This is a genomic window from Halococcus sediminicola, from assembly GCF_000755245.1.
GTDB classification, from domain to species: Archaea; Halobacteriota; Halobacteria; order Halobacteriales; family Halococcaceae; genus Halococcus; species Halococcus sediminicola.
Window position 1 is genome coordinate 1 of sequence record NZ_BBMP01000004.1, and the last position, 26,265, is coordinate 26,265.

Below are 26,265 nucleotides of genomic sequence, written 5' to 3' on the forward strand. Positions count from 1 at the left end.
GGTATGTCTGCCGTGGCTTGGTCGTGACTAGCTGCACTACCTGTGTGGTATCCTGCTCCTGCTACCTCGTGCGCTGGAGGAGAACAGCGTGGTTGACGTCAATGGGGTGGAAGAAGCCGACGCCAGAGCAGAGGAGTTTGTCTGGGCTGGGGGGGTCGAAGATGTGGAGAAAGTATGTTTTTTTTTTCAAGCAGAAGACGGCATACGAGATCAGCCTCGGTCTCGTGGGCTCGGAGATGTGTATAAGAGACAGGTATTGGGATGGATAAACATTTCTGTTGCATATCACGGTCCCTCGTGCTGGACACTCCATCCATGGGGACCAACGATGTCGGCGATAGGATAGGGAACCATCAAATACGACGGCATAAGCAGTATCGTTGTCAACAAGGGAGAGCGTTCGCCGCGGGCCATCATCAAGTGGAACTCTCTGCCTCGACCGTTCGGCCACAGGATTCACAGTCTTGCTGGTGGCGGTAGTAGAGCAGTCCGGCGAAGAGTGCAACCGAAACCGCTCCCAGCAGCGGACGATATGGGTCGAAGTACGTCATCAACATGGAATTGCTGAACAACGCGAGCAGGAACACGTTGCAGATCGGACAACCGAAGGCGAGAAAGCCTGCGATAGTGCTGCCGAAGGCCAGGCGGTCGTCCTTCGAGCGATCGGTCGTCGACTGTTGGGCGACGTATATGCCGGCGAACAACGAGGTGAGGACGAGGAACGTGTAATCGAAGAGGGTTCGTGGAACCATTCGAACGTACAGCGGGTTCGGGAGAAGACCAGTTACGATCCCGAACAGGAGAAACGACCCGATGCTGACCGCTGCGCCCTTCGCAACTGTAGTCCGCGTTGGTGGCATCGACTCGACCGAGGAGCGAGGTAACCCTAAAAGCGGGTGACGATTCGCTGGCTCAGCAAAAGAGCCCGTGTATTTAGGGGAACGTCTCGGTAATGAGACCGTGAGTGAGGATACTGATGACGCCGCGATCTTCCGTCTCCTCGACGACCAGTATGCGCGCTGTATCCTCACGGCAACGAGTGACGAACCTATGTCAGCAAAAGAACTCGGGGACGCGTGCGATGCATCGCTGTCGACCGTCTACCGACGCGCCGACGAGCTCCAACAGCATGGCCTGCTTGACGAGTATACGAAGGTCGATGAGGATGGACACCATTTCAGCCTGTACCAAGCGACTGTCGAAAACATCAACGTCGAATTCGACGCCGGAACCGTGAGCGTCTCCGTTTCGAGGCGGTCCGATCCGGCCGACCGGTTCGCTCACATCTGGGATGGAATGCGGGAGTCGGATCAATGAACATAGTGTTGATCGGCGGAAAACTTCTCGTCGTTGTGCTCGGGTTGCTAATTGCCTATCAAGGCTATCGAGCATATCGGCGACAGCAGAGTCGGCCGATGTTGTTCACGTCGGTCGGCTTCCTGTTTCTCAGTCTCGGGAGTGCAATCGACTGCTCGCTCCTAGCCCAGATGAACCTCAAATCCCCTCTCTCAGGGCTGATTCAAACCTGTGTATTGACCACTGGTATGATATTTGTCTTACACTCGATCTATCGTTGATCACTGATTACAAGATGGACGATTCAAAACTCACACGACGGACGGTACTCGGTGGAATCGCTACGGTTGGGATTGGCGGCGGTGTCGTCTATGGGGCTTCCACGCTCGGATCCGATACCTCGTCGACCGTTTCAGCCGAGATGCACGCAACGAACGGCACGGGTGCGTTCGACATTGAACTCAGTGGGCGTCCGGTCATGGGCGCGCTCGATGCCCCAGTTAGCATCTATTACTGGAGCGAGTATCAGTGTCCGTTCTGTGAGCGCTTCGAAAGCGATACGCTGCCGAAACTCATCGAGAATCACGTCTCAACCGGCGATGTGCGTGTGATCTTCATCGAATTTCCCTACATCGGAAAGAATTCGATGACTGCCGCCGTGATGAACGAATGTGTCTGGCGACAGGTCAAGGGATCGAACCCGAATGCCTACTGGCGGTGGCATTCGGCAGTCTTCGATGCCCAAGGGAAGGAAAACTCCGGCTGGGCCTCGAAATCGAGTTTGTTTGATATCACACGCGGCGTCAACGGGGTTTCGGCGAGCGGGGTCGAACAGTGTATGAACCGGAATCGCAAGTCGATCGAGAAGAGTATCGAGACGGACAGCCAGCGGGCACGCGCGCTCGGTATCAGCGGCACGCCGGGGTTCATCGTCTACAATCGCCAGTCCGAAAAAAGCGGGAAGATCGTCGGTGCACAGCCGTACGATCAGTTCGAATCCGCCATTGAACAGGTGAAGAACTCGTGATCGATCGACGAGGGTGTGGAGCATGAGCGTCGAACGCTCGACCGGTGCTGACGGCGGCCTCGTGGCAGCGCTGTCGTTCCCGTTGACGACGAACCGCCGGGCGCTCGGTGCAGTCGTGGTTGCGGTCGTGACGTACGTCGGACTCGTGTTGAGTTCCTTTCCCGAATACTCCGCCCAGATGCTCGCCGCCGGCTTCGGCTATCTCGACGAGGCGGTGCTCGCGCTGACGGCGAACACGTACGCGACCATCGGTCCGTTCGGGCTAGGGTTGATTGTTATGTATGCGGTGCTCACGGCCGTTGCGCTGACGAACGTCGTCACGCAACTCCGGCTACAGGACATCTCGGGCGTGCGCGACCTGCTTGGCGTCGTGCCGGGCCTGCTCGCCTCGGGCTGTGCGAGTTGCGGGGCGGGTGTGCTCGGCCTGCTGGGCTTCGCCGGCGCGCTCGCCGCGATGCCGTTCAATGGGAACCTCCTTCGACTGGGTGGCATCGCTTTGTTGCTCTTCTTCCTCGCACGGTCTGGCGACCCGCGTACCTGTCAGGTGAGCTGATGTGATCGCTATCGACCAACCGTCACTGCTGACGGCGGCGTACGCGGCGGGCGTGTTGATGTTCTTCGCACCGTGTAGCGTCGGCCTGCTCCCCGCATATCTGACCTACTACTTCACCCACGACAACGCCGAAACCGATGGCGGAATCACAATCTCGGAGAACCCACGGGCGGGCGGCGACTCGGGAAGCTTCGCACGACAGTTGTTGCTCGCGAACGGCGTCCTGCTCTTTCTCGCCGGGGCGATCCCGCTGTTCTACATGGCGACGGCGGGGATCCGTCTGCTGTTGCCTGGCTACGAGATCGTCGTCCCGCTCGCAAAACTCGGCACCGGGAGCTATCTCCCGCCGGTAGCGGCGGTGTTCCTCGGAACGGGACTGTCGGTCGCCGCCACCGGCCGGCGCGGGGTGCGAGGGCTTCGCGTCGGATCCATCGCCACCCTCGGCATCGTCTTGCTGTACGTGCTCGTCGGCGGGATCGTGCTCGTCGTCGGCCAGTGGGTACGTCCGTATCTCACGTCGCTCCAGCTGCTCGTCGGCCCGTTGCTCGTCGCCCTCGGCATCGCCTACTATCGGGGTATCTCGCCGCTGCGAGCCATCGAACTCCCCGAGCGCGGCGAGGTATCCGACTCGGAGTTCTTCACCTTCGGCCTGCTCTACGGTGTCGGCAGCCTCGCGTGCAACCTCCCGGTGTTCCTCGGCGTCGTGCTCTCGTCGTTCTTCACGGAGTCGTTCCTCTCGGGACTGGCGGTCTTCGCCGCCTTCGCCGCCGGGATGGGCACGCTGATGATCGGTCTGAGTGTTGTCGCGAGCCTCACCGAGGGATCGCTCTCGCTCGGCCGGTACGCCGCGCCGGTTCGGACGATTGGGAGTGTGGCGTTCGTGCTCATCGGACTGTACGTGACGTGGTACACGCTGCGCTCTCTCGGCCATCTATCTGCCGGTGAAATCATTGGATAGTTCAGCACGAATCGACGAGATCATCACCGCTCACAGGAGCGGTCCATCCGGTACCGGACTACAAGACCTATCGCTCCAACTGTTAGTGCTGTCATCAGTATCTGAACAAGACCGCCGCCGACGGCCGCTGTCGCCCCGCTAGCAGCCGTCACCCCGCTGGCGACGTTTACGGTGGGAGCCACGATACAGCAGAGACTGCCAACACCCGCCAGTCCGAGGAGCGACCACCGAGGTCCCGAGTCCGTGGTCGCATCCCTGTCCGCGTCCGACGGCGCGTCTGCGTTCGAAGACTCCATCTATACGCTCCCGATACACGGGACCGCTCCATGTATCTTAGGGAGTGGCTGCACCACTTGGTGTTCTCACCCGGATATCGCTCGATTCGACTGGCTCGTCTCTGCTGAAAACTCCCGGATGGTTCAGTGGTGGACAGGGCTCTTCAGGCCCATACCGAAGCACTGACCGTAGTTTCGTTGGGGTTTTCGACTGTTTCGACATACGCTTCGGCATCGAGTGCAGCCATGCTACCGGTTCCGGCGGCTGTGACCGCCTGTCGATAGCGCGGATCGGCAACGTCACCGGCGGCAAAGACGCCCTCGACTGTCGTCCGTGTCGTCATCCGTCCCGTCTCGTCGGGTTGGGTCACGACGTATCCCGCCTCGTCGCGGTCCACATCGGTATCCTCCAGGAACCCGGTGTTCGGCGTGTGGCCGATAGCGTAGAACACGCCACCAACGGCGACCGTTTCCGTCTCGACATCCCCACCGTTCGCGGCTCGCTTCGTGGGGTGGCCATCGGGATGGGAGATGAGCGTCGCGCCGGTGACGCCCTCGTTCTGTGAGCCGTGGAGCACGTCGAGCTCCGTATTCCACCGGAACTCGATCGCGTCGTGGTCGCGGGCGCGCTCGGTCATGATCTCCGAGGCACGGAGTTCGTCGCGTCGGTGAACAACTGTCACTGTATCGGCGAACTTCGCGAGGAAGAGCGCTTCCTCCATGGCGCTGTCACCGCCACCGATGACCAGAACGTCATCGCCACGGTGGAAGGCCCCATCGCAGGTTGCACACGTCGAGAGGCCGTAGCCCATCAGTTCGTCCTCGTTGTCGGCACCGACCCAGCGAGCGCTCGCCCCGGTCGCGACGACGAGAGCACGCGTTCGAAGGGTTTCACCGGTCGACAGCGAAAGCTGGAGCGGCTGTCCATCGAGATCGGCGTGCTCGATGCGGCCGTGCTCGAACGTGGCACCGAACCGCTCGGCCTGTTCCCGTCCACGCTGAACGAGTTTCATCCCGCCAAGACCATCGGGAAAGCCGAGGTAGTTCTCGACGTCGGTTGTGAGCGTCAGCTGACCACCGGGTTCGTCGCCTTCGAGTACCAATGGATTGAGATCGGCACGAGCGGCGTAGACGGCCGCCGAGAGTCCAGCAATACCCGAACCGGCGATGACGAGACCCTGCGTCTTCCTCCTCATTCACTCGGTGTACTGCTCGATCAGCGAGCGAAGCTGTTCCTCGGACTGGACGCCGACGACCTTCTCGACCTGCTCGCCCTCGGCGAAGAGGGCGAGCGTCGGGACACCACGGACGCCGTAGGTCCGAGCGAGTTGCTGGTTCTCATCGATGTCGATCTTCGCGACCGACGCATTGGTCTCGGTTGCGAGCCGATCGACGATCGGTTCGAGCATCTGGCACGGCCCACACCACTCGGCGTGGAAATCCGCGAGTACGACATCGTACTCGGCAGTGACGTCGTCGAGTTCGTCCCGGCCCTCGATCGGTATCGGTTCCGTGGGGGTGTCGATACTAGCGTTGGCTGCTGTTTCGGCTGCCATCACTCTCCAATACGGCCCGTTGGTATTTAAGAGTTTTGTGAAGATAATACAATACTGTGTATTGGCGAGGATCTGCTGTCTTTCGTCGGTCGTTACCCGGTACCGATCTAGTGGCCAACGATATCAGGTATAGAGTCCTCTTACTCGGTCGTGGCGACCAGCAGGAACGTCTCCGGGCGGCTGAACTGATGTTCGATACCGAACCCGTGGTCACGGAGGGCGTCCGCGGCTGTGTCGGCAGTGTACCGTTCGTCGAGGGGTGGGCCGTTCTCTCCAGTGCCGGTGGCAGTCCAGTCGACGATGACGAGCCGTCCCGCCGGCGTGAGCACTCGACGAACCTCCGCGAGCGCGTCGTCGCTCACGAACTCATGGAAGGTCATCGTCGAGAACGCGGCGTCGAGACTTCCGTCCTCGAACGGAAGCTCTTCGACACCTGTCGTGACAAGTTCGACGTTCTCCGGGATGCCCTTCTCTTCGTAATACTCCTGCATCGCCTCCTGGATATCGACCGCGTACACCTCGCTTGCATGGGGTGCGACGTCGTCGGTGAAGAACCCGGTCCCGCTGCCGAGGTCGGCGACGGTGTCCTCCGAGGAGGGCGCGAGTGCCCACAGCAGTTCCTCGGTCGAGAGGAATCGATAGCGTCGCTCCGGCCGCTCCAACTTGTCGGCACCGTCGGCGTCGAAGGTGTGATGGCCCATCGTTACAGCCTCTCGAACGCTTCGTCGGCGAGTTCGCCGGTGTCAGCGATGATGTCAGCCATTGCCCCGTCGTCCGGAGCCATCCCGACGAGCCGTGCGATCCGCATGATACTCACGTGATACACGGTCTGAACACCGGGTTCTTCCTCCCAGATGACGACGTTACACGGGAACAGGCCACCCAACCGGTTCTCCGAGGCGTCGAGCGCGCGGTTCGCCACCGACGGGTTGCACGCACCCAGCACGTAGTAGGGGTCGCGGTCGGCGTCGATCTTCTCGTTGAGCAACGCCGACGGTGAGAACTCGGTGGGGATGCCAAAGCCCGCGTCGGTGAACACCGCACGAACGTGTTCGATGGCCTCTTCGTGACTCATCTCTAGCGTGGTTTGCTTCGTGCCGATGTCGTCTTCGTCCAGTTGCGTCGGGTCGATAGGGAGCGTCATTCGTGTAGAATATTGTACGCACCGCGAAAAACTATTTCGGGACTCGTTTCGCTTACTCGGGGACTGCTTCCCCGGAGATGACGTTCTTCGCGTGGGTGATCTCGGTAAGCCCCTCTCGAATGTCGAACTGTTTGATCTCGACGTTTCGATACCGGTCGTCGTTACGGAACGTCTCCGCATACTCGGAGTTGCGGTATCTCTCGACCGAGTTTTCGTCCTCGAACAGGTAGATACCACCCTCCTCGTCTCGCTCTTCGTTGAACGGCCAGATTTTCCATCGGAGTCCCGGAAACTCGGCGATCCCTTCGGCGAACTCCGTCATCTCCTCGTCCGAAACCCCGCCAGCGAGTTCGAAATTGATCCAGAGCAGCTGTGCTGCCATACTGGAGCTACGGATGCTCGCGCGAAAAACGCCACCGATACGTGGTCGGTTCAGACGAGCAGTTGAATCTCCGCGTCAGCCATGCGCTGAAAGGCCGTCGCCGCGCCGACGCCCACCTCGACGCCGTCGTAGAAATCGTCCGGATCGTAATCGAGCAGGTCGATGGTCATCTGGCACGCCTGGAGTTCGACGCCGCTGTCGAGGGAGGTCTCGATGAGATCCTCGACGCTTGCGACGTCGTTGTCAGCAATGCGCTTTTCCATCATCTTCGCGGTTGCGCGGTCCATGCCCGGCAGCGCAGCGATAGCATTTGGGATGGGCATGTTCGGATTGCCGACCGAACTCAGGCCCAGCTCCTTCGAGTGGTCCTCGTGGAGGATTTCGAGACCCCAGAACGTGTGGAAGATCGTCACGTCCCAGCCGAACGCCGCCGCCGTCGAGGCGAGGATGAGCGGCGGATAGGCCATATCGAGGGTCCCCTTCGTGGCGATGATGACCATCTGCTGGTTGTCCTCATCAGTTTTGATCTCGGCGAGTTCGGTTTCGAGTTCCTCGATGCGGGCTTCGAGCGCCGCCGCATCCTCGATCGTCTCATCAGCGGTCGACTGTGTTTCCGTGCTCATCGCTGGCCCCCCATGTGGGCGTTCGAAATTTCGGTGGTAATCGTCGTCATTACTCGGTCTTGCGCACGTAGTGTTTGTAGACGTCTTCGCCGTCCTGTTCGCTTTCGATCTGGTCGACCAGCTCGACGCCCGCCGTCGTGTCGGCCCAGCCTTTGATATCGCTCATACTGCCGGAGTCGGTCGCCAGCACCTCGAGGACCTCGTCGGGCTGGAGATCGTCGGTCGCGCCTTTGGTCTTGACGACCGGCATCGGACAGTTCTCGCCCTGTACGTCGAGCGTCGTCGCAGCGTCGTATTCCGTACTCATGCTCGTCTTGCCTCTGACGCACAATACAGTACACGACCCCAAAAGTGTTGCGAATATCGTCCAATACCAAACTCGAGTACTAGGGACAATCGCTTCATATCCCGTTACGGTGGGTTCATGGAGAAATTTGGGCCTTGTAGATTTGTGGAGTAGACACTATACTATGAAAAGCCTTATTGGACCTAGTCCGGTATGGGAGAGTGATGAGCGAACAGGAGTTCCCGGAGCCGGAAGTCGAGGTCGAGTCGATCGAACCCGACCGATTGAAAGAACGAATTGACCGCGGCGAGGAGGTGTTCCTGCTCGACACACGCGCGACCGAGGAATTCGAGGAGTGGCATATCGACGGCGAGAGGGTCACTACCCACAACGTGCCGTACTTCGAATTCCTCCTCGGCGACGTCGACGAGGCGATCTTCGAGGGGATTCCCGACGATAGGGAGGTCGTGGTACTCTGTGCGAAGGGCGATTCGAGCGAGTACGTCGCCGGCCTGCTCGAAGAACGCGGCTACGAGGTGAGCCATCTCGCCCGCGGCATGAACGGCTGGGCACGGCTGTACGAGTACTACGAACTCGACAGTCGGGGAGCGGTGACCATCGCCCAGTACCAGCGCCCGTCGAGCGGCTGTCTCGCCTATCTCGTCGTCAGCGGCGACGAAGCTGCGGTCATCGACCCGCTGCGGGCATTTGCCGATACGTACCAACAGGACGCGCGCGCACTCGGCGCGGAACTGACCGACGCGCTCGACACGCACGTCCACGCCGACCACATCAGCGGCGTTCGCACCGTCGCCGAAAACACCGGGGCGACGGCCGTCGTCCCGCAACCCGCCGCCGAGCGCGGTATCGAGTACGATAGCGGCTACGAGACGGTCGAGAACGGTGACACCATCGCGGTGGGGAAAACCGAGATCGAGGTGCTTCACACGCCCGGCCACACGTCCGGAATGACGTCCTACCGGGTAGGCAATGTGCTGTTCGCCGGCGACGGCTTGTTCACCGAGAGCGTTGCTCGCCCCGACCTCGAAGAAGGTGCGGAGGGGGCGGCCGACGCCGCGGGCGAACTTTACGATACCCTTCAGAATACGATTCTCGAACTACCTGACGACACCATCGTTGCGCCCGGCCACTTCAGCGACAGCGCAGAGGCCGAAAACGGCACCTATACGGCCCGTCTCGGCGACTTGGAAACTCGAATGGGTGCACTCGGCATGAGCCGTGAGGAGTTCGTCGAGTTTATCCAGTCGGACATGCCACCCCGACCCAGCAACTACGAGGAGATCATCGCCACCAACCTCGGCCAGCGCGAGACGACCGACGAGAGGGCCTTCGAACTCGAACAGGGACCGAACAACTGTGCGGCCAGTCAAGACGCGCTCACGGGTGATTGAATGGTCGGAGAGATGGAGCTGACACTCTTGGGACAGACGGCGCTCGCGGGACTGTTCCCGCGTGGCATCAGCCAGTACGCCATCGGCGGCGTCCTGATTGGACTAGGAGTTTCGACCATCTACCTCGGAACGGCGATCACGCCGGGTGCGAGCACGTTCTTCGAGTCGACACTATCGTACGTCTCGAAGATCCCACGGTTCAACCGGGCGAAATATCTCGTCTCGCGTGACTGGCGGATCGTCTTCACGCTGAGTATGGTCGCCGGTGCGGCCGTCTACGCGCTCACGCTGGGTGGTGGCGGCTGGACGACCGACGTGCAGGCGTGGCGACTACTCGCCGGTGGCGTCCTCGTCGGCGTCGGCACCCGACTCGGCAAGGGCTGCACCTCTGGCCACGGGATCAACGGGATCGCGTCGCTGTCGGGAACCTCGTTTGCGAACGTCGCGACGTTCATGCTGACGGCGATCGGAGCCGCACTCTCGATGCAAGCGCTGGGGGTGTCGCCATGAGCAGCGACTCACGCAGCCCGCTGTTCATGCCGACGATCGTTCTCGGCGGCGCGCTGTTCGGGGTTGGACTCGCCCACAGCGGGATGGCCAAACCCGAGATCGTCCTGGATTTCCTCCAGTTACAGGACTTGGGACTGGTGTTCGTGATGGGCGGTGCAGCGGCCGTTACCGGAACCGTCATTGCACTTGCGACGCGGTACCTCGACCGTGCGCCGCTCACCGGTGAGCAGTACGGCAAACGCGAGAAGACCTTCGACCGAAGCGTGCTCCTCGGTGGGGTGGTCTTCGGTGTCGGGTGGGGAATCTCAGGGCTCTGTCCCGGCTCCGCGTATGCCAGCCTCGGAATCGGGAACTTCCCCATGCTAATCGGGATCGCTGGAATGTTCCTCGGTGCGTACGCACAGGGCTACTGGCGATCCTATCGAGAGAGCACCAGTGGAACGGCCACGCCAAGCGATTGAGACACTCGATTCGACTCATAGATGACCACAACTGACCACGAGCAACACGCTGACCTCGAACGACACGACTGCAATCGGTACGGCGACGACCAGCTGCCACCAACGGAGGAGCACTCGTGAGCGACGACACCGCCTCGTTCGATCCGACCGGAGAAACCGAGCGCCACATCGGCCGCGGGATGTTCGAAGAGGGGATGGGTCCCGGCTCGTCGATGGCCCACCTCTACCGCGGCGAAGTCCACCGAATGAAGTTCTGGCGCGAACGCCTCGATAACACGACCAACTGGGCCATCACGATCATGGCTGCTATCCTAACGTGGGCATTCACGGGTAACAACCCCCACTACATCGTGCTGATTGGATTAGTGATGCTCACAGTCTTCCTCGTGATCGAGGCACGCCGGTACCGTGGCTACGACCTCTGGCGCTCGCGCGTGCGATTGATGCAGGAGAACGTCTTCGCGAACGCCCTCGACGCTTCCAAAGACGTCAGCGATCCCCACTGGCGACGCGAACTGAGCGAGGACTACCGCCAGCCGAAGATCAAGATCGGCTTTGAGGAGGCGCTCGCCCATCGGCTCCGTCGAGTGTATCTCCCGCTCATGGTTGTCCTCCTCATCGCGTGGTTGGTCCGCATTACGGCGTTCATGCAGGCGTCCGGGTGGCCCGCAAGCGCCGCAATCGGTCCCATCCCCGGGATCATCGTGTCCGGCGTCGTCGTCACGTTCTTCACCGTGGCGGCGGTGGTCGCCTGTCGGCCACGCACGTGGAAGGCAAACGGCGAACTCCGACTCACGGACGTCGACGTCTGGGGCGACGCCGAACAGTAGCTTGGAGCCGTCGAAGATCGTTCTCAAGACGGTCGTGCATAGTCGTGCAGGATATGCACAACATCTTTAGCCTCCCATCCACTAAGGATAATCAAGCAATGCCCGACTCAATGGCGGACTACCTCCGCGCAGACATGGAATGCGAGGGCCTCCTCGAATGCTTCCACGGTCTCACCGATCTCGACCGCGACTGTTTCGAAGTCATCGTCACGGACGAAGCACCGCTGACTATCGATGAAATCGCCGACGAGGTCGACCGCGAGCGCTCGACGGTGTATCGATCGGTTCAGCGGCTTCGCCAAGCGGGATTCGTCCAGAAAGAACAGGTCAACTACGACCAAGGTGGCTACTACCACGTCTTCTCGCCAACTGATCCCGATGTCGTTGCAGACGATATGCAGCAGATGTTGAATGACTGGTATGCGAAAATGGGCCAACTCATCGGGGAGTTCCGAACGAAATACGATACTCAAGATCAGTCACCAGCGGCTGTCGAGAGCTAATTTCGCTTACTCGTGCTTAGCTCTCTAATCCCGAATAGGCTTTCCGAAAAGCCCAATTTCCGCTCCCAAACAGAATCTTCGACTGGTCCAAAGACAGTGCTGTCGAGACAGTCGATACGTCCAACAACTACCAATCAGTTCGCAATCAGACGTGCGATCCAGACAATAGGTATCACTGGGATCGCTAGTCCAGTGGCAAGGAGAACGATCGCGATGATGATCTTCTTGTCATCATGACCTGTTGATTCCAGCATGGAGATTGTCGAGGACTGGTTAGACCTCGAGCTCGATGAGTTCCTTGACCGTCCCCTATTCTGTTTCCTTGCACAGTGCTCCGACGACGGTGCGCGAATCTCGCCGTTGTGGTACCTCTGGGAAGATGAGCTTGTTTGGATTATTGCCCAACTACCAGACCGCTCATATCCCAAACGTGTCGAGCAGTTCCCTTGATCGGCGATTGCAATCGTCGAATTTGACTCACGGAAGGGAGTGGTCCGACACGTCGGTATGCGTGGCGAGGCAACACTAGAACCATTCGACCAAGGTCGCGCAGAGCGGCTGCTTCGCCGCTATCTGGGTGATGATAAGAGCGAATGGGATGATGGGTTTGTCGGCTTAGATGGGGAGCATTACCGGTTTATTCGGCTTGAACCAGAAACGGTCATCGCACGAGGGGGAACACACGATACCGGACTCTGATGATAGACACTAAACGGGGACACAGGCGTTCTCAAGCACATTAGCTGGAGCCGCGCGGACGAATAGCCGCTCAGGTGGCTGGTCGGCGATCCACTCCTCATCGTGAAGTCCAAGATGGTGTTCGCGTTCACGATCAACGATGTGTCGAATCACGACAAGTGCGACTTTGGGGATGACACGTTGGCTGCCAAAGGCGGTGAGATCAAGTTTGACCATCGTGCAGATGGCACGGTCGCGTTGCCATGACGTCAGTCCGAAGCTTCCACAGAGTGCTGGGTGAGACGCAATTTTTCGAGACAGTAGGCACGCCGACTGTAGCCTTCCATGACGGGGTGGCGCGATCAGTCGTTCTTCGATTGAGCGACCGTCTCAGCGAACGAGATAGCCGAAGGCGAGCAGCGGGAGCGCGATGCCAGCCGCAAGCGGGTACACACCGACGATGGCGAGTTTTCCCGTCAGCAACACTACCGAGCCGAAGATGAAATACACGAGTATCTCAGTGGGGGATAACATTGTTGAAGATCCGAGAGTGCAGTCCTAAAACTGCCCATCTTCGACCACACCCCTCGACGGTTCGCCGCAAGTTCCCTGTGACATAGTTTATTGATCGTTCAGAGTACATAGCACGTCCTTAGGGGCGTCGTCACTACTGGTCGTTGCCTCAACCGTTTTCTATCTACGTCTTGAACGAACTCGCCGGCAGGAATTCGGTTAGAAGCCGAGATCGAGCAGACGATTACTGGCGAGCGCGAGACAGATCACCGAAAGAAACGCGACGAAAATCCCGAACGCGATGCCCCATCCAGCGGTATCCGCAACGGTTCCCACGACGACGCTTCCGGTCGCACTCAGCATCATGTACGTCGTCCGAACGAGACCGAATCCCGCACCGCGTTCCGTAGCCGAGAGGTTATCGACGAATCGAGGCAACAGTGCCGCTCCCCAGCCCATGGCAACACCGATCAGAAAGATGCCAACGAGAAGGACGCCTAATCGAGAACCGACGAGAAGCAACGTGTACCCCACGATTCCTGCAACTGCACAGAGAGCGGCAATCTCTTCGCGACCGTACCGATCCGAGAGCGACCCGATGCCAGGTTGTGTGAGTCCTTGGATGATGAAATACGCCGAAAACAGCGTACTAGCGAACGTCACCGAATAACCGTGATACGCGATCAGAAAGGTCGGGAGGAACGATGCCGTCGCCTGCCAGATGAACTCGAACAGAAATGCAAGCATAGCAGTGAACGCGATTTTCCGCCGGGAGAGCAACTCGATGACCGGCTTGAGGGCGAACCGATCGCCCATCGGCTGCTCGGGCCGTGCCGGCTCGGTCGGACGGATCTTCCAGCGAAAAAGAACGAAAATCGGGAACGCAGCTGCGGCCCCGAGCGCGATCGCGGCCCGCCAGCCGAACCATTGACTGACAGCAGCCGCCGCAATCGGCGCTACCAATCCCGCCAATGGGGCACCCGAGTTGTGCAGGCCGATCGCAGTACCGATATTGTTCAGTTCACGGGTCAGAAACGTCGTGGCGACGCTGTAGTGCAGGCCAGCAACCCCACCCAAAACCAGCGTCAAAACGAGGAATACGGGCATCGACGGTGAAAGAGCGAGCAGAGCGCTGGCGACTGTCGTCAATCCAATCGCTGCAAGAATGATAATCCGCTCGCCATACCGATCGGCGAGCACCCCGCTAGGAAACTGTGCGAACGCGTACGCCATCCAGAGACCAGTCAAGGCCAGCCCCAGAACACCGGTTGAGGAATCGAACGTGTCAACGATCTCCGGAACGACCGGGCTGATAACCAACCGAGCGACCATCGTTGCGAAAAACGCGAGCGTACACAGAGCGATGATTGTCACTCGATAATCCCACAGTCGCCTCACTGCTCACAGGTACTCACTTGATGTGTTTCAACGCACTGGCTTGGCTCCCAAGCGAAGGAAATCAATCTTGACCCATCCCAAGGCAATGAAACAGTCGAACGGATTGTTCGCCGGGCCGGCCTGTTCGACACTGAGGAGCTGCCGAATGGCTTGAAACAGGCGAGATCGACGAGTCGAAGCTGCCGGAGCACCAAAGACGCCGAAGCACAACACTACTATCATGGGCCAGCAAGAACAGGACCGCCAGTCGGACTGGGACGAGATCGTTGCGAAGGTCATTGAGGAAGACCGCGAACTCCTTGACCTGTTCTCCGACTAGTCATTGCCAATAACACCCGATATCGGCTGCAAGAGCGTCTCTCAGTAGTCCTCGCAAAGGACAAGTTGATACGCACCCACAGCGAACTCTCCAATGAGGTCAGGTCCCCCTATGAAGCATACCACACTTCTTCGGCGAGGCATCGTTGCCTTGCTCATCGGCGTCGTACTGACGAGTGCCGGCGTCTCGACTGCGCTCGCTACCAGTACCGAATCCGGCTCCCCCAGTGACCCCTCCGACAGCGCGAGTGACGTTTCCATCAACGGACTCGACATTGAGCTCAAGGACGTCCGCATTAGCGGCGACGGTCTTCCGACGATCGGTATCGAGGACCGTTCCTACTCGATCGACGAACGGACAGTCACCCTCGATGGAGCAACAATCACAGTCAATGGGGCCGAGATCGGTTTTGACGATCTCTCCATCACCATCGAAGATTCGACATTCACGGTCCAAAACGTCGGTATCGGTAGCGCCTGACGATCCAGGCGAACCCTCCGTTCTTCGGTCCAAACGTCTACATCCAGCATTCGTTCCCGGATGAGCTGCTCCGTGAACAAGGAATCCGGCTCATCCCACGTGTCGAAATCCGGCGGTTCCCCGTCTGACCCGTCCCTGGTGGGGATGTCGGAGTCATAACATAGCTCTCCCAGTGCGGATACCACGCCCTAAAGGACGTGGTAGCTGATACGCTGTTCTGTGATATATGCTTTGGCGACAGTATTATTTCGGCTAGTGCGGGGAGAGCTCCCTGCTCGATTTCCGGATTCTGACTACCGAAAGCACCAGCGTCAAGCGAATCGGCGTTCGAAAACGGAACGATGCCAATCGGTGACCTGCCGCGGATCGGTTTGGGAACGTACTCCGACGACGATCAAGAGCAGTGGGCCGAAAACGTGCGGACGGCGCTCGATGTCGGCTATCGTGCTGTCGACACGGCCCATGCCTACGGTAACGAACAGTATGTCGGCGAGGGGATCGCCACTTCGTCCGTCGATCGAGAAGAGATCTTTGTCGCGACAAAAACCGTCCACCTAGACCTGCCATCGAGTTCGGACGAGGTCGGCGCGGCGATCGACGGCTGTCTCGATCGCCTGGGTGTCGAATACGTCGATCTGCTATACGTCCACTGGCCATCGGGCATCTACGATCACGAGGAAATCTTGCCCACCTTCGATGAAGCCTACGAGACAGGGAAGGCCCGCCATATCGGCCTCTCGAATTTCACTCCAGAGTTGCTCGACGAAGCTCGCGAGGTCCTCGATGCCCCACTTGCTGCTCACCAAGTCGAGATGCATCCACTGCGGCCACAGAAAGAGCTTCACGAGTACGCTCAGCGCCACGACCACTGGCTAGTTGCCTACTCTCCGATCGCGAAAGGCGAGGTATTCGACGTCCCCGAAATCGAGACGGTCGCCGAAAAACACGATGTGACACCGCCACAGGTGAGCATCGCGTGGCTGCTCGCCAAGGACAACGTCGCCGTGATTCCGAAAGCCAGCAGCAAAGCCCATATGCGCGACAACCTTGCCGCCCGAGAGCTCACCCTCGATGCCGAGGATATCACACGAATCGATTCTATCGAACGCAGATATCGGGTCGTCGATCCGGAGCACGCCCCCTGGAATTGATATCCCCGTCGTGAAAGGGCGAAGATGTCAAAGTCGGTATTCTCGACACGCGTAATCGCCCGGTAGAATGTCACGATAGATCCACCGACACGTATTTCTATAAGCGAGATAATCATTCTCAACAATGTTGTTCGAAAAACTATCGCTTCGGGTGCTCTCATCCAAGAGGGATACAGATGTGTAGCCGTCTGGTCTACCTTGGCTCTGAAGGTCGTGTTCTTACTGGTCGATCGATGGACTGGACACGAGAAATCGGCTCTAATATTTGGACTTTCCCTCGTGGTAGTGAGCGCAACGTCGAGGCCGACCTCCCGTACGAGAGCTGGACAGCTCAGTACGGTAGCGTGGTCACTACCGCCTACGATATCTGCACTACCGACGGAATGAACGAACGCGGTTTGATGGCTAATCTGTTATGGCTCCCCGAGTCCGAATATCCCAATTGGGACGGCGAAGAGTCCGCTCTGCCGATCTCGATGTGGGCTCAGTATATGCTCGACAACTTCGCGACCGTGGCCGAAGCCGTTGAGGCGGCTCAAAACGACGACTTCGTCATCGTCACACAGCGGCTACCTGATGATGACCGGTTCGCGGCGTTGCATCTGTCCTTGTCAGATCCAACCGGTGATAGCGCAATCATGGAGTTCATCGACGGCGAGCTGGTCATTCACCACGATCGCGATTATCAGGTGATGACTAACTCGCCAACGTTCGACAAACAGCTCGCACTCGCCGAATATTGGGACGAAATCGGCGGCACTGTTATGCTTCCAGGAACGAACCGGCCAGCGGACCGATTTGTGCGTGCTCGATTTTACACCAGTGCTATTCCACAGGTCGAGGATCGTCGTGCCGCGACCGCGAGCGTGTTCAGTGTGATCCGCAATGTGTCCGTCCCCTACGGGCTCAGCACACCAGATGCACCACATATCTCGTCAACGCGCTGGCGTACTGTTGCAGACCACAAAGACCGGATCTACTACTTCGAATCGGCGTTCACGCCGAACGTGTTCTGGGTGAACCTCGATGCAATCGATTTTTCGTCTGAAACAAGCGCGAAGACCCTCCAGCTGGGGCCACAACAGTCAAATACGTTTTCCGGCGAGGTGTCGGATGAACTGGTCGCCAGCGATTCGTTCAAATTTTTGAGGCCACACGGCGAGTAGCTCAGTCCTTTTCCCCCTGTCCGCAATCGAGTAACTGCTGACTCGCTGAAAACGCTGCTTTCCCTGAAGGGCATGAGGAAGGATATCGGTTCGAAGGCAACTCGTCGAAGTAGCGACCTCCCAGATGTCCCGACCTACAATACCAACCCCTCGCAAGGACACTACCTCAGGAAACCGCAACTCTGGTTTGGATATTTGAGCGAAGGCGAACTATTTGCACCATGCGGTGCAAGAATCGGTACGATACCTGAACCGAATCCTGACTCGTGGACAGAGAGGGTAAGCGGGCGCTCACGCTCGCTGTCGGCGCGTTCGTCACCTATCTACTCTTGGTCGTCGCGGCCGTGGTTGCTGCGCCCGACCTACTAGCGGGCGTGCTGATTGGTGGGTCGGAGCACTCAGTGTCGCAGCCGGTATCGGTCTGTTGGCGTACGCGCCAACCGAAAAGCTGAGGTCTATCGGTTCGCAAATGACGAACAGGCGGCCGGGCAAGAGGCGGTCGTTGACGTCAAACGAACGATTGTGTTCCTCGACAATCGCCTCGATGAAGACCGGCGAGTGTCGGGCGTCCCTGTCGAAGACGTTTTCCGCATTGCGGGTGTGCTGGGACAACGACCTTGACCGGAGAGTACAGGAATACTCCGGAGGGATGGTCCGCAAGCTCGAACTCACAGCCACGCTAAGTGTTGATGTACCCCTCTATCTGCTCGATGAACCGACCGCTGAACTCGATCTCACGTCCGTCGACCAGTTCCATGCAATTCTCGACGAGCGAGTGAATCAGAGAGCGACGGTCGTCATGACGAGTCCCACACCACGTGATGCTTACGCGGCTGACAGAGTTGTGTTCGTGGCAGATGGACAGATCGTCGCCGAGGGCGACCCTGATGCGGTACTCGAATCAGTGCCACCAGTTGTCATGGTGACTGCTCGCGTGGACGCCGAAGACGTCCGCGAGTGTGTCCGTACCGGTCAACTTTTCGAGAGTGACACGGCTCGCCGCGGTTTTCTTGCCAGTAAGACTGATCCGACGGTTATTGAGGGACTCAACGACGCATGTATCGACGAGCCGAAGTGGGTAGACTTTTCCAATTACTACGTCCATATTTCCCCACAGAAAACGAACGATGGTAGCTGAATAGTTAATATCAGAGACTTCGATCCGAATAGAATCCACATTTGTGAAGTTGCGAATTTTCTCAATGGAGGATTTTCTTGCTGCGAACGTGTGCCTGTGATATGACGCGTACTGCAGTACTCATCCTTGCGATTTCATCGACAGCTCTCTCTAACCCATGACAACACTTGATCCGGAGAATCCGTGGGTGTTTACCATCGCCTCGATTGTTCTCTGGATACTGATTCGGGGGGGGACGATAGAGATGATCTGGTTTGAGGGCGACCTGCTGAGCGCGGTCATACAGGGCGCTGTTGGCGTGCCGCATTCGGTGTCGTCTTCAGCTGGTCTCGACGAGACATGCGATAGCTCAACCGGTGTATCTGAAGACGAGACCGCCAACACTCAACAGTGCACCGACGACGAGCAAGGCCAACACGAATCGGTTCGTACTGTATTCGTCCGGGTCGCCGTTCACAGCTCCATACAGCGCCGCGACGACGATCAGACACCCCGAGAACACGGTCGTCCACTCGGCTAGACTGTCCGCGCCAGCTTGCAGCGAGAGCACCCCGTCGAGGGCGAACGAGCCACCGTAGACGACGAGCGTGCCTGTCCAGACGTATAGCCGTCGGATGGGCGTTAGCTCAAACTGCCCTGTCATACCAGATTTTCTGCGAGGTGGTCATTCATTCACGAACCCTGGCCATACGCTGTCGAAAGCCAAGCGGAACACGAAAAACAGCACCGGGCTGAGGAGGACGGTCGTCCACTCGATGCCGTTTTGGACGTATCCAACACCGAGAAAGACCACGCCGACCACAAGTGCTTCTGTCGCCCGCTCTCGCAGCGAAGCCCCAGCCAGTTGCATACTCGTGTTTGTCTATCATCCCTCAAAATACGTTTGTTCAGCGAGACACCATCGGATATCGGGCATGAGAGTTAAACAGCGCACCACCTCACCAAGATGAAGAGAGGGGCACTGGGTGCTCAAACCAAGCCAATAGGAGTTGGTTTCGATCTAGCGCTTCAAGTCATACACGTCATTTTCGCCAGTACCACCCCGGCTACTCAATTCTACGAGGTTGAAGAGGTCGCATGGACGTGGCTATTCGTTGGGACCGTCTTGATGTGAATTCTCATCTCCGGGTAGAGGGTGCAGAAGACCATACCAGAACCGATACCCGACCGTCCCAATGGGGGTGCCGATGCTGTAGTTGTACTGGAATGCGTCCGGGTCGGAAGCGTAGCGCTGGATGAGGGTGTTTTGGAGTTTCCAGCGAAGGGTGAAGAGGAGACGTCGCCGTCGATTCGTTCGAATACTGCATACATCATGATCGGAGAGCCAGTGTCCAAGAGCTCTGCTTACGGCTCCAGCGGATAGGGCAGTTAGTGACACTGGATACGGCTCGGCTCCATCTATTTCGTCGGCGTGGTCGAACTGGAACTTCCACATACCGATAAAGAGGGGTAGTAATAGCGCGCTTGTGAGGAATTCTGCGAGAGCACGGGTTCGTCGCTGAACCATACTGACTTGATGTGAGCCAACAACTTATATCGAGCGACGATGTCGGGCCATTCCTAACCCAACAGGTTCACTCGAAACGAGGTGTGTACTGTGTCGATCCTGCAGGCACTACCCTGTCCGCGATCAGGCGGTTAGTTACAGGACGAGACTTTTTGTTGGAATCTATGGTAGTATCAACTATGGCTTCAACGGTCACTCCTCAGTTTCTTGCCCGTGGTGCTGCTGGGCTAGCTGGTCTCACTGGTTCGGCTGGATTTCTTTATTTGATGGGTGCGTTTGGCCCTGTTTCTTGTGGACAAGCCAATCGGGGAGTAGCAGCGGTGAGGTTACTACGAGTCAGGGGTGTGAGGCTGGTATCGATTATCTGTTTGGCAGTACCGGTGGGAACGCCTCGGTGTTTTTCTTCTGGGCACTGGTTCTCTTGGGTCTCGTCATTCTCGGATACTGACGAGCGTCACGCGCTTATTGACCGGTATTTCGAGAAGCTCGTGGAGCTCGCCGATGCCGAACTGTTCGATATCGCTGCACATCCAGATCTTATCGAGCGGAATCCAGCACTGCGGGGGTTCATCGACGAAGAACACTACCGCAAGGCCGCAGCGGCGTTCGAGCGCTCACAGACTGTCGCTGAAATCAACGCCGGGCGTGTCTTTTCCGAGTATGGTGAGTTTCACCCAGCTCCGAATTTCCTCGACATACTCACCGAAACCAATGTGGTGATGGCGGTCGGTACGGATTCCCATCGTCCAAACGAAATCGACGATCGCATTGATCGCATTGACGACCTGCTCGACGAACACGGAATTTCACCGGCAGAGATTCCGTGACTCCCCTAATTGGAACAGATACGTCTTGATACCGAGGTAGTGACCGCACTGACGATGCAAACGTGCTTCTCCCCCACAACAGAGAGCAGTGTCTAATCTCCTGATCTGGAATCCATGCTAGCAACCAAGTAGCTTCGCGCCACGATATCATCTACCACAGTAATTTTATTATCTCCGATCTAATTGTTTGGTTTACGTCATCCGCTTGGTTGCGGTCACCAAGTAATACCGGGTGACAGCCACTGAAGATGACCCGCAATCCACACACTACGCGTGCTGTTGATGCTATCAGCAGCGCGCCTCAGTCCGGCACGCCCTACGGCGTGCTTCAGGACTGCCCCAACCACGATACCGGAGTGACGGGGAGTGGTGGAGTGTGGACGGCTTCGGTTGCTCACCTTCACACTCAGTTCGTCCCTGACCGGATCGCGTAGGGCACCTGTCTCAGACCACGCCGCGATTCGGAGTTGCTCTCGATGATGGAAATCATCGAGAGTGGACTCGGTCCCGACAGAATGTCAGGGAGAGCTGAGATGGTTCTCGCCGATGATACTGTCTACCGGCTGGTTCTGACCTGTGTCTGAGCGAGTCGCTGAGGAGCGACTGAGTGGTGGTTGGTGACGGATCAGCCCCTCACGCGAATGGCGCACAGATCGAGGCGGGCGACGTGCTCGACTCGTCTGTGCGTCTACAGGCCCTCGATAGGAGATCGAACATCGATCTCCAACCGAGTGCTCGTGATGCGTACTAGGGGCTCGCACGCAGACATGCCCGCTATGTCGAAGAGGTGGAGTGGGGAGTGGGATCCCGGAATCGGATCTGATGCTCCACGGCACTCACTCTGCTGACGGTGTTGATGTGGCTGCGGTGACCGGCGTCACGGTGGAATCGTGAGGCCTCGTGAGAGGCATCGCTGTGGGTCGTCTGCGTCGGATAGCACGCAAATCGCGTCGCTAGCGCGACAGGAGAAGAACGAAGGAAAATGGAACGACAGCACACACGGGAATCGCACTACGAAGACCAACAGGACGAGACGCTGACCAACCGCTCGCAGGTGGGTCAAGCAGGGCCGTTCGAAACAGCTCTGATGACTGTGGCCGCGCTGTGCGGTCTCGTCGTGTTCGGGATACTGGCGAGTACCACCCCTGGTGTGGTGGTCATGCTCGGCGCGTTTGCGTTCGTGATGACCATGCCAGTGGTGGTGCCGTACGTTACCGTACGAGTGGCGACAGCGTTGCTGCGGCACCGGGAGTCGGAGTAAATCCCTTCTCCTTATTCCAGTAAGAAAGGTCGCGAGCACAGAAACATGTTAGTCACGTTCGGCAATCCACTATCGCCGTCGACGTTGTGTAAAGCACTCGACCGGATCGAGATTTGCCCGCTCATTTCCGAGGTCGGAGAGCGTCTCAAAGACGGTCTCAAGTGCTTCGTGAACGTCTGAAACAGATTTCGCACCGGTACAGACGATCTTTCCCGATCGGAAAATCAGTGCTGCCGCATGTGGATCCTGTACTCGATAGATCACTCCAGGGAACTTCTCACGGTCAAAATCCGCTCCATCGAGATCCATTGCTACCGATTCCAGATTGAGCTCCTGGCCAATCGCTGTTGAGGCGACCACACTCTGGATTTCAAGTGCCTCCTTCGGATCCTTGATTCTCTCGTGGTCGCTCATAGATCGGTCACACTTGTCCAATGGAGAGCGGTGACAAAAAGCGATTCAAGAACGGCGAAATACGTCCAGTTCGGAGGAATTTGAACCACATACATGAAAAATATCGACAAAGAAGAAGTTGAGAGTAGCACTCTCAATGCATGAGTCCCGCGTTGCAGTTCAAACATTCGGCTACTTCCGTCGTGTGCGATTTATCACTATGCGGTGTTCGGCCTGCCGACCGTTTTCGCGTGGAGATAATTCACTGGGACGATGACGACAACGCTCGAAAGTATCCCGACGAAGAACCCAGAGAGTACCTGTTCGGGTATCGGCAACATCGAGAAAGCAATTGCTATCACAACCATCCCGCCCCCAAACACGAGCAATCGACCGGCATACCCGATGTCGTTGGACCACTGTGCAAAGGAGCGGCCCAGCGGCGACCTCGCACCGGGGCCGGCGATAAGCACTCCAAGAACGAACGTCACCGCTGCTACCGGCCAAGCGATCCCAGAATCCGGGTTCTGGCTGAGGGGAGAGTCTGTCACCAATATGATGAGAGCTAACATTACGGCGAAAAGGTCCATCCGAGTCGGCGGTCGGGGTGGGAGTAGGACCGAGAGCCTCGATACGGTCATTGTCTTTGTTTCTCATAGACGTGTTTCGTGGATAATTCTTTTCACTACAATCGAAAGCAACTCGTCCCGTCAGCTGACGATCATGGCGACCATCACGCCGATCCCGATTGGGCCAACAACGATGATCGCCAGTGGCAGCGACTTCGATTCGTAGCTGTTAGCGGGATCTCTGACAAGTTCCGGGTGGCGGAAGTGATAGAGCCCGATTGATAGCAACGACGCAGCTGAGAGCAGCATCAAAAGCTCGAACGGTTGGTCGAGAAGCGACACCGCCGGATTCGTGAATGTCGAGGCGAGCGTCGGTATCCATCCTGCACCGAAGAACACCGCCAGCAAGGTGACATCGAGCGAGCGCCGTCGAGAACTCTCCATGTCGGATAGCTGTCTGGTGGTGGAATACATCCCCGGTACTCAGGGCATGAATGTTGTGAGGTTAGCTCCCGACACCACGTGTCCGACGTGAGTGGACTTTCTTCGAGAGCCACCCGCCGACGAACCCACCAATGTCCCCAACCAGCATCGAAAACGTAACGAGTGCAAGGGTAGCCAGAGTGAGAAGGGCGATCTCGGCGAGTAGGTTCGACCAGACCAGTATAGGCCCATCGGGGAGTCCAACCAGCCACCCAACTGCCCACACAGGGTTGCGGGGATGCCACCAACGAGGCCGGCGAGAATTCCGGCGTTGGCTGCCTCTTTCGAAGCGCTCGCCGCGAGATAGCCAGCGAGTACAGCACCCAAAAAGACACCGTTGGCGGAAAGCTGAACGTTCGAGCTCGTCCATGCCGAAAGTGCGACTGTGAGTGGGATCGAGACGAAACCGCCGACGAGCCCATATTTCCACACGCTATCGAATCGGCGGCGAAGACTCAGGCCGGGCATTGTTATCTTCCCACTATGTCTCCCGAGGATAAAACTGTATCTCGGCGTGTGCCGTCTACGATCGCGTTCGCTGCTGACGTCGTGTGGATTTTTGTGGGATAGCACCCGAATGGTCAGTATGGCCGAGACGATCGACCGCCTACCGCTCCCACGACTCTATCTCGGGCTCGTCCCGGTGGTGCTCGTCGGCGTGGTCTATTCCCTTGCCGGCGTCGTGGCACATCTAACAAATACCGAACCGGCACACGGCTGGATGATCCCAGCGTTCGGAGTGTTCTTCCTTGTTATTTCCGCCCACAAGCTCTACACGACCTCGCCCGACGACTCGGTAGCGGATTACTGGATCGCACTCCAGTATTTCTTCGCTCTCGTCTTGCTGGTGGCGTACGCGAGCGAAGCCGGCCTGATCAGCCTGTAACGCAAGGACATGGCTCAAGCGCTCGCGGCACGCGAATTTTTGTGGGAAGACTCTAAATTAGAGGAGTATGGGATTTCTTGGCCGACGAGAGACTGATAGCCGGGCGGGAGTGCTGATCACGTCTGGTTCGCTGTTCGTCCTGTGCTGTTACGGGGCTATGTCCTTCTCCGGGAAAATTTCTCTGAGCCCATACTCTCGCCTGCATTATCGATTCCAGTCATAGCTTTCTTATCTTGATCAATTCCGATGTTGGAAAGGGTGAACCTCACTCATCACCAACCAGCAAGACGTTCCAATCCCTACGCTGTCTTCCATTTTCGATAGGGTACACATTAGGCGAGGAGTGGAGTCCGGTCTTTCTTCTCGGGATGTTCGCGTCGAACGTGCTTTTTGAGCGGTTTGTAGCCCGTAGAGCTGTTTTGAATGTCCGATGACAGAACGGACAACCTTGATAGACGGTCATTCTACGCGAGTTTAGTACTGGAGCGGTTTTCGGGTTCTGGCTGTGACGCTCTTTTGTAGTACAGCGGAATTGTGGGATAGCGAATGGATCAACTTCTGGTTAGCCCTATTCGTGGCGTAGCGGCTGCTTCTCATTCCAGCATACTCCTTGGTAGCATGCTGTTCCGCCAGCCTACACAAGAGCGTCTGGCTTTCATCTACACTACCCACATATTTATCATAATTTGGAGGTGACCTCAATACCGTCACTCTGTCAGCAGACACTTGATTACTGACAGGGGTTGTCTTGCTCAATCAGCGGTGCTGGACTCATCCTTTCTGACAGCAGCAGAATCCGGTTGTGGTGTCCGTGCGAGGTAGCGTCCACCATAGATACTGAGAACAATGAGCGCTGCGGTCCACCATATGACTGGTTCAATAATAGTTGAGAGAGGGATTTCAGTACCCCCAGGAAACTGAAAGCTGGCGGGCGAGCTGAAGAGGTAGCCGACGTTGTACATCGCGTGAAATATCATACAGATTAGAACGCTCCCGTTGGTGCTGTTGTATAGCCATGTAATGATGATTGACTCGGGAATGACCCGAAGTGTGAGAAAGAGTGCCGGAGCAGCAATAGGGCCTTCACCAATAAGATAGACCGGGAAGTGCCAGGTCGCCCAAACGATGCCAATGATCAGGCTAGCAGCAAACGCCCCATAGGCTGCTTGTAACCGTGGGAGAGCAAATCCTCGCCATCCAAGCTCTTCTTGACCTCCTCCAACAAAGAAAACAAATAGGAAGCTGAAGACGAACTGATCGGTTGGCCTGTAGAATACGGAAGCACCGATGAGACCGATCACCAGTACAGAGAATGCTTGCAAGAGAACTGGAATAGCTACCGCTGCGAGATACCATCGAACTTTGATTCGCCACTTGAGTGCCTGTGAAGCCCATGTCCGCAAGTCACCGTCTGTGGCTCGAAGAACAAGCGCAGCAGCGATCGGTGGACCGAACGCTGCCGGTACAGTCCATAGAGAACTATTGGGTTCTACCTCCGTCCCTAGAAGAGTATCACCGCCAATCCACACAAGCCACGAACACACAAAGGTCGCAAAGAAGAATATGGCAACAGGGTGCTTCCGCGCGATCGATGATTCCTCGCCCATAGAGTTTCACAAAGCACATCAAATCCTCCTCAGTTAGGAGTTTGTATTCTTCTGACTCCCCCCGCTGCGGCGC

General features: G+C 57.7%; 35 protein-coding genes and 2 pseudogenes. 18 read left to right on the forward strand and 19 right to left on the reverse strand.

Annotation, left to right across the window (positions count from 1 at the left end):
• Window positions 1-416: 416 nt before the first annotated feature.
• Window positions 417-860 (reverse strand): hypothetical protein, encoded by a 444-nt coding sequence (locus ACP97_RS01115; protein WP_049996009.1) that lies wholly within the window; start codon window positions 858-860, stop codon window positions 417-419.
• A 100-nt stretch (window positions 861-960) separates the two neighbouring features.
• On the opposite strand from ACP97_RS01115, the gene ACP97_RS01120 reads away from it, so the two are divergent.
• Genes ACP97_RS01120 through ACP97_RS01140 form a run of 5 tightly spaced genes read left to right on the forward strand, consistent with a single transcriptional unit; the run spans window position 961 to window position 3,834 of the window.
• Window positions 961-1,317, forward strand: coding sequence for a winged helix-turn-helix domain-containing protein (locus tag ACP97_RS01120; RefSeq protein ID WP_049996010.1), 357 nt, complete (start codon window positions 961-963; stop codon window positions 1,315-1,317).
• Window positions 1,314-1,577, forward strand: a complete 264-nt coding sequence (locus ACP97_RS21350; RefSeq protein ID WP_049996011.1) for a DUF7521 family protein — start codon at window positions 1,314-1,316, stop codon at window positions 1,575-1,577. The genes ACP97_RS01120 and ACP97_RS21350 overlap by 4 nt, the downstream gene beginning before the upstream one ends.
• Before the next feature lie 14 nt (window positions 1,578-1,591).
• The gene (locus ACP97_RS01130; protein WP_049996012.1) at window positions 1,592-2,323 is read left to right on the forward strand and encodes a DsbA family protein; all 732 of its coding nucleotides are present in this window, start codon (window positions 1,592-1,594) and stop codon (window positions 2,321-2,323) included.
• 22 nt (window positions 2,324-2,345) lie between these two features.
• Window positions 2,346-2,876 (forward strand): hypothetical protein, encoded by a 531-nt coding sequence (locus ACP97_RS01135; RefSeq protein ID WP_049996013.1) that lies wholly within the window; start codon window positions 2,346-2,348, stop codon window positions 2,874-2,876.
• 1 nt (window position 2,877) lies between these two features.
• Entirely contained in the window at window positions 2,878-3,834 is a 957-nt protein-coding gene (locus tag ACP97_RS01140; RefSeq protein WP_202593529.1) for a cytochrome c biogenesis protein CcdA, read from the forward strand.
• A 439-nt stretch (window positions 3,835-4,273) separates the two neighbouring features.
• Here the strand turns inward: ACP97_RS01140 and ACP97_RS01145 are convergent, their stop codons facing one another.
• The 7 genes from ACP97_RS01145 to ACP97_RS01175 form a co-directional block, all read right to left on the reverse strand.
• A complete protein-coding gene (locus ACP97_RS01145; RefSeq protein WP_049996014.1) occupies window positions 4,274-5,305 on the reverse strand; it encodes an NAD(P)/FAD-dependent oxidoreductase in 1,032 nt (343 codons plus the stop codon).
• Window positions 5,306-5,665, reverse strand: a complete 360-nt coding sequence (trxA, locus tag ACP97_RS01150) for a thioredoxin (protein ID WP_049996015.1) — start codon at window positions 5,663-5,665, stop codon at window positions 5,306-5,308.
• A 140-nt stretch (window positions 5,666-5,805) separates the two neighbouring features.
• Window positions 5,806-6,366 carry a class I SAM-dependent methyltransferase gene (locus tag ACP97_RS01155; protein ID WP_049996016.1) on the reverse strand — a complete coding sequence of 187 codons (561 nt, stop codon included), beginning with the start codon at window positions 6,364-6,366 and terminating at the stop codon, window positions 5,806-5,808.
• A 2-nt stretch (window positions 6,367-6,368) separates the two neighbouring features.
• A complete protein-coding gene (locus tag ACP97_RS01160; RefSeq protein ID WP_049996017.1) occupies window positions 6,369-6,809 on the reverse strand; it encodes a DUF302 domain-containing protein in 441 nt (146 codons plus the stop codon).
• Window positions 6,810-6,861: 52 nt separating this feature from the next.
• Window positions 6,862-7,191 carry a YdhR family protein gene (locus ACP97_RS01165; protein WP_049996018.1) on the reverse strand — a complete coding sequence of 110 codons (330 nt, stop codon included), beginning with the start codon at window positions 7,189-7,191 and terminating at the stop codon, window positions 6,862-6,864.
• A 50-nt stretch (window positions 7,192-7,241) separates the two neighbouring features.
• Complete coding sequence (locus ACP97_RS01170) at window positions 7,242-7,814, reverse strand: DsrE/DsrF/DrsH-like family protein (protein ID WP_049996019.1); 573 nt, start codon at window positions 7,812-7,814, stop codon at window positions 7,242-7,244.
• A gap of 49 nt (window positions 7,815-7,863) precedes the next feature.
• On the reverse strand, window positions 7,864-8,121 hold the full coding sequence (locus ACP97_RS01175) for a sulfurtransferase TusA family protein (RefSeq protein ID WP_049996020.1): 258 nt from the start codon (window positions 8,119-8,121) through the stop codon (window positions 7,864-7,866).
• A 203-nt stretch (window positions 8,122-8,324) separates the two neighbouring features.
• On the opposite strand from ACP97_RS01175, the gene ACP97_RS01180 reads away from it, so the two are divergent.
• From ACP97_RS01180 to ACP97_RS20645, 6 genes are all read left to right on the forward strand, one after another.
• A complete protein-coding gene (locus ACP97_RS01180) occupies window positions 8,325-9,512 on the forward strand; it encodes an MBL fold metallo-hydrolase (protein ID WP_049996021.1) in 1,188 nt (395 codons plus the stop codon).
• A gap of 12 nt (window positions 9,513-9,524) precedes the next feature.
• Window positions 9,525-10,022, forward strand: a complete 498-nt coding sequence (locus tag ACP97_RS01185) for a YeeE/YedE family protein (RefSeq protein WP_049996148.1) — start codon at window positions 9,525-9,527, stop codon at window positions 10,020-10,022.
• Entirely contained in the window at window positions 10,019-10,483 is a 465-nt protein-coding gene (locus ACP97_RS01190) for a DUF6691 family protein (protein WP_049996022.1), read from the forward strand. Before ACP97_RS01185 ends, ACP97_RS01190 begins: the two co-directional genes overlap by 4 nt.
• 116 nt (window positions 10,484-10,599) lie before the next feature.
• Window positions 10,600-11,313, forward strand: coding sequence for a DUF2270 domain-containing protein (locus tag ACP97_RS01195; RefSeq protein ID WP_049996023.1), 714 nt, complete (start codon window positions 10,600-10,602; stop codon window positions 11,311-11,313).
• A gap of 98 nt (window positions 11,314-11,411) precedes the next feature.
• The gene (locus ACP97_RS01200; RefSeq protein ID WP_049996024.1) at window positions 11,412-11,816 is read left to right on the forward strand and encodes a helix-turn-helix domain-containing protein; all 405 of its coding nucleotides are present in this window, start codon (window positions 11,412-11,414) and stop codon (window positions 11,814-11,816) included.
• A gap of 252 nt (window positions 11,817-12,068) precedes the next feature.
• Window positions 12,069-12,266: a pyridoxamine 5'-phosphate oxidase family protein gene (locus tag ACP97_RS20645; RefSeq protein ID WP_237561051.1), complete on the forward strand. Its 198-nt coding sequence runs from the start codon at window positions 12,069-12,071 to the stop codon at window positions 12,264-12,266.
• A gap of 312 nt (window positions 12,267-12,578) precedes the next feature.
• Here the strand turns inward: ACP97_RS20645 and ACP97_RS20650 are convergent.
• The 3 genes and pseudogenes from ACP97_RS20650 to ACP97_RS01210 form a co-directional block, all read right to left on the reverse strand.
• A pseudogene (locus tag ACP97_RS20650) lies at window positions 12,579-12,853 on the reverse strand (DNA-directed RNA polymerase subunit epsilon); the annotation flags it as partial.
• A gap of 31 nt (window positions 12,854-12,884) precedes the next feature.
• Window positions 12,885-13,028 (reverse strand): hypothetical protein, encoded by a 144-nt coding sequence (locus ACP97_RS19545; protein ID WP_154019876.1) that lies wholly within the window; start codon window positions 13,026-13,028, stop codon window positions 12,885-12,887.
• Window positions 13,029-13,226: 198 nt separating this feature from the next.
• On the reverse strand, window positions 13,227-14,381 hold the full coding sequence (locus tag ACP97_RS01210; protein ID WP_049996025.1) for an MFS transporter: 1,155 nt from the start codon (window positions 14,379-14,381) through the stop codon (window positions 13,227-13,229).
• 454 nt (window positions 14,382-14,835) lie between these two features.
• Here ACP97_RS01210 and ACP97_RS01215 point away from each other — a divergent pair, with 454 nt between their 5' ends.
• From ACP97_RS01215 to ACP97_RS01230, 4 genes are all read left to right on the forward strand, one after another.
• Window positions 14,836-15,204 (forward strand): hypothetical protein, encoded by a 369-nt coding sequence (locus ACP97_RS01215; RefSeq protein ID WP_154019877.1) that lies wholly within the window; start codon window positions 14,836-14,838, stop codon window positions 15,202-15,204.
• A 341-nt stretch (window positions 15,205-15,545) separates the two neighbouring features.
• Window positions 15,546-16,355: an aldo/keto reductase gene (locus tag ACP97_RS01220; protein WP_049996027.1), complete on the forward strand. Its 810-nt coding sequence runs from the start codon at window positions 15,546-15,548 to the stop codon at window positions 16,353-16,355.
• A 176-nt stretch (window positions 16,356-16,531) separates the two neighbouring features.
• Entirely contained in the window at window positions 16,532-17,521 is a 990-nt protein-coding gene (locus ACP97_RS01225; protein ID WP_049996028.1) for a linear amide C-N hydrolase, read from the forward strand.
• Between the two features lie 544 nt (window positions 17,522-18,065).
• On the forward strand, window positions 18,066-18,659 hold the full coding sequence (locus tag ACP97_RS01230) for an ATP-binding cassette domain-containing protein (protein WP_049996029.1): 594 nt from the start codon (window positions 18,066-18,068) through the stop codon (window positions 18,657-18,659).
• Window positions 18,660-19,008: 349 nt separating this feature from the next.
• On the opposite strand, the gene ACP97_RS01235 is transcribed toward ACP97_RS01230, so the two are convergent.
• The 3 genes from ACP97_RS01235 to ACP97_RS19555 form a co-directional block, all read right to left on the reverse strand.
• Window positions 19,009-19,302: a hypothetical protein gene (locus ACP97_RS01235; protein WP_049996030.1), complete on the reverse strand. Its 294-nt coding sequence runs from the start codon at window positions 19,300-19,302 to the stop codon at window positions 19,009-19,011.
• Between the two features lie 21 nt (window positions 19,303-19,323).
• Window positions 19,324-19,509, reverse strand: a complete 186-nt coding sequence (locus tag ACP97_RS01240; protein WP_049996031.1) for a hypothetical protein — start codon at window positions 19,507-19,509, stop codon at window positions 19,324-19,326.
• 237 nt (window positions 19,510-19,746) lie between these two features.
• Complete coding sequence (locus tag ACP97_RS19555) at window positions 19,747-20,166, reverse strand: hypothetical protein (RefSeq protein WP_154019879.1); 420 nt, start codon at window positions 20,164-20,166, stop codon at window positions 19,747-19,749.
• 179 nt (window positions 20,167-20,345) lie between these two features.
• Between ACP97_RS19555 and ACP97_RS19560 the strand changes: the two genes are divergently transcribed.
• Together ACP97_RS19560 and ACP97_RS01250 are read left to right on the forward strand one after the other, a co-directional pair.
• On the forward strand, window positions 20,346-20,993 hold the full coding sequence (locus ACP97_RS19560; RefSeq protein ID WP_154019880.1) for a PHP domain-containing protein: 648 nt from the start codon (window positions 20,346-20,348) through the stop codon (window positions 20,991-20,993).
• 982 nt (window positions 20,994-21,975) lie between these two features.
• Window positions 21,976-22,254, forward strand: a complete 279-nt coding sequence (locus ACP97_RS01250) for a hypothetical protein (RefSeq protein ID WP_049996033.1) — start codon at window positions 21,976-21,978, stop codon at window positions 22,252-22,254.
• 102 nt (window positions 22,255-22,356) lie between these two features.
• Here ACP97_RS01250 and ACP97_RS01255 read toward each other — a convergent pair.
• The 4 genes and pseudogenes from ACP97_RS01255 to ACP97_RS20145 form a co-directional block, all read right to left on the reverse strand.
• Window positions 22,357-22,650: pseudogene (locus tag ACP97_RS01255) on the reverse strand (TATA-box-binding protein); the annotation flags it as partial.
• Window positions 22,651-22,865: 215 nt separating this feature from the next.
• Complete coding sequence (locus ACP97_RS01260; RefSeq protein WP_049996149.1) at window positions 22,866-23,237, reverse strand: hypothetical protein; 372 nt, start codon at window positions 23,235-23,237, stop codon at window positions 22,866-22,868.
• Between the two features lie 120 nt (window positions 23,238-23,357).
• On the reverse strand, window positions 23,358-23,690 hold the full coding sequence (locus tag ACP97_RS01265) for a hypothetical protein (RefSeq protein ID WP_154019881.1): 333 nt from the start codon (window positions 23,688-23,690) through the stop codon (window positions 23,358-23,360).
• Window positions 23,691-23,699: 9 nt separating this feature from the next.
• Window positions 23,700-24,167 carry a DUF5518 domain-containing protein gene (locus tag ACP97_RS20145; protein WP_237561053.1) on the reverse strand — a complete coding sequence of 156 codons (468 nt, stop codon included), beginning with the start codon at window positions 24,165-24,167 and terminating at the stop codon, window positions 23,700-23,702.
• Window positions 24,168-24,285: 118 nt separating this feature from the next.
• Between ACP97_RS20145 and ACP97_RS01270 the strand changes: the two genes are divergently transcribed.
• On the forward strand, window positions 24,286-24,585 hold the full coding sequence (locus tag ACP97_RS01270) for a hypothetical protein (protein WP_237561054.1): 300 nt from the start codon (window positions 24,286-24,288) through the stop codon (window positions 24,583-24,585).
• Between the two features lie 752 nt (window positions 24,586-25,337).
• On the opposite strand, the gene ACP97_RS01275 is transcribed toward ACP97_RS01270, so the two are convergent.
• Window positions 25,338-26,192 carry a type II CAAX endopeptidase family protein gene (locus ACP97_RS01275; RefSeq protein WP_049996036.1) on the reverse strand — a complete coding sequence of 285 codons (855 nt, stop codon included), beginning with the start codon at window positions 26,190-26,192 and terminating at the stop codon, window positions 25,338-25,340.
• Between the last annotated feature and the right edge of the window lie 73 nt (window positions 26,193-26,265).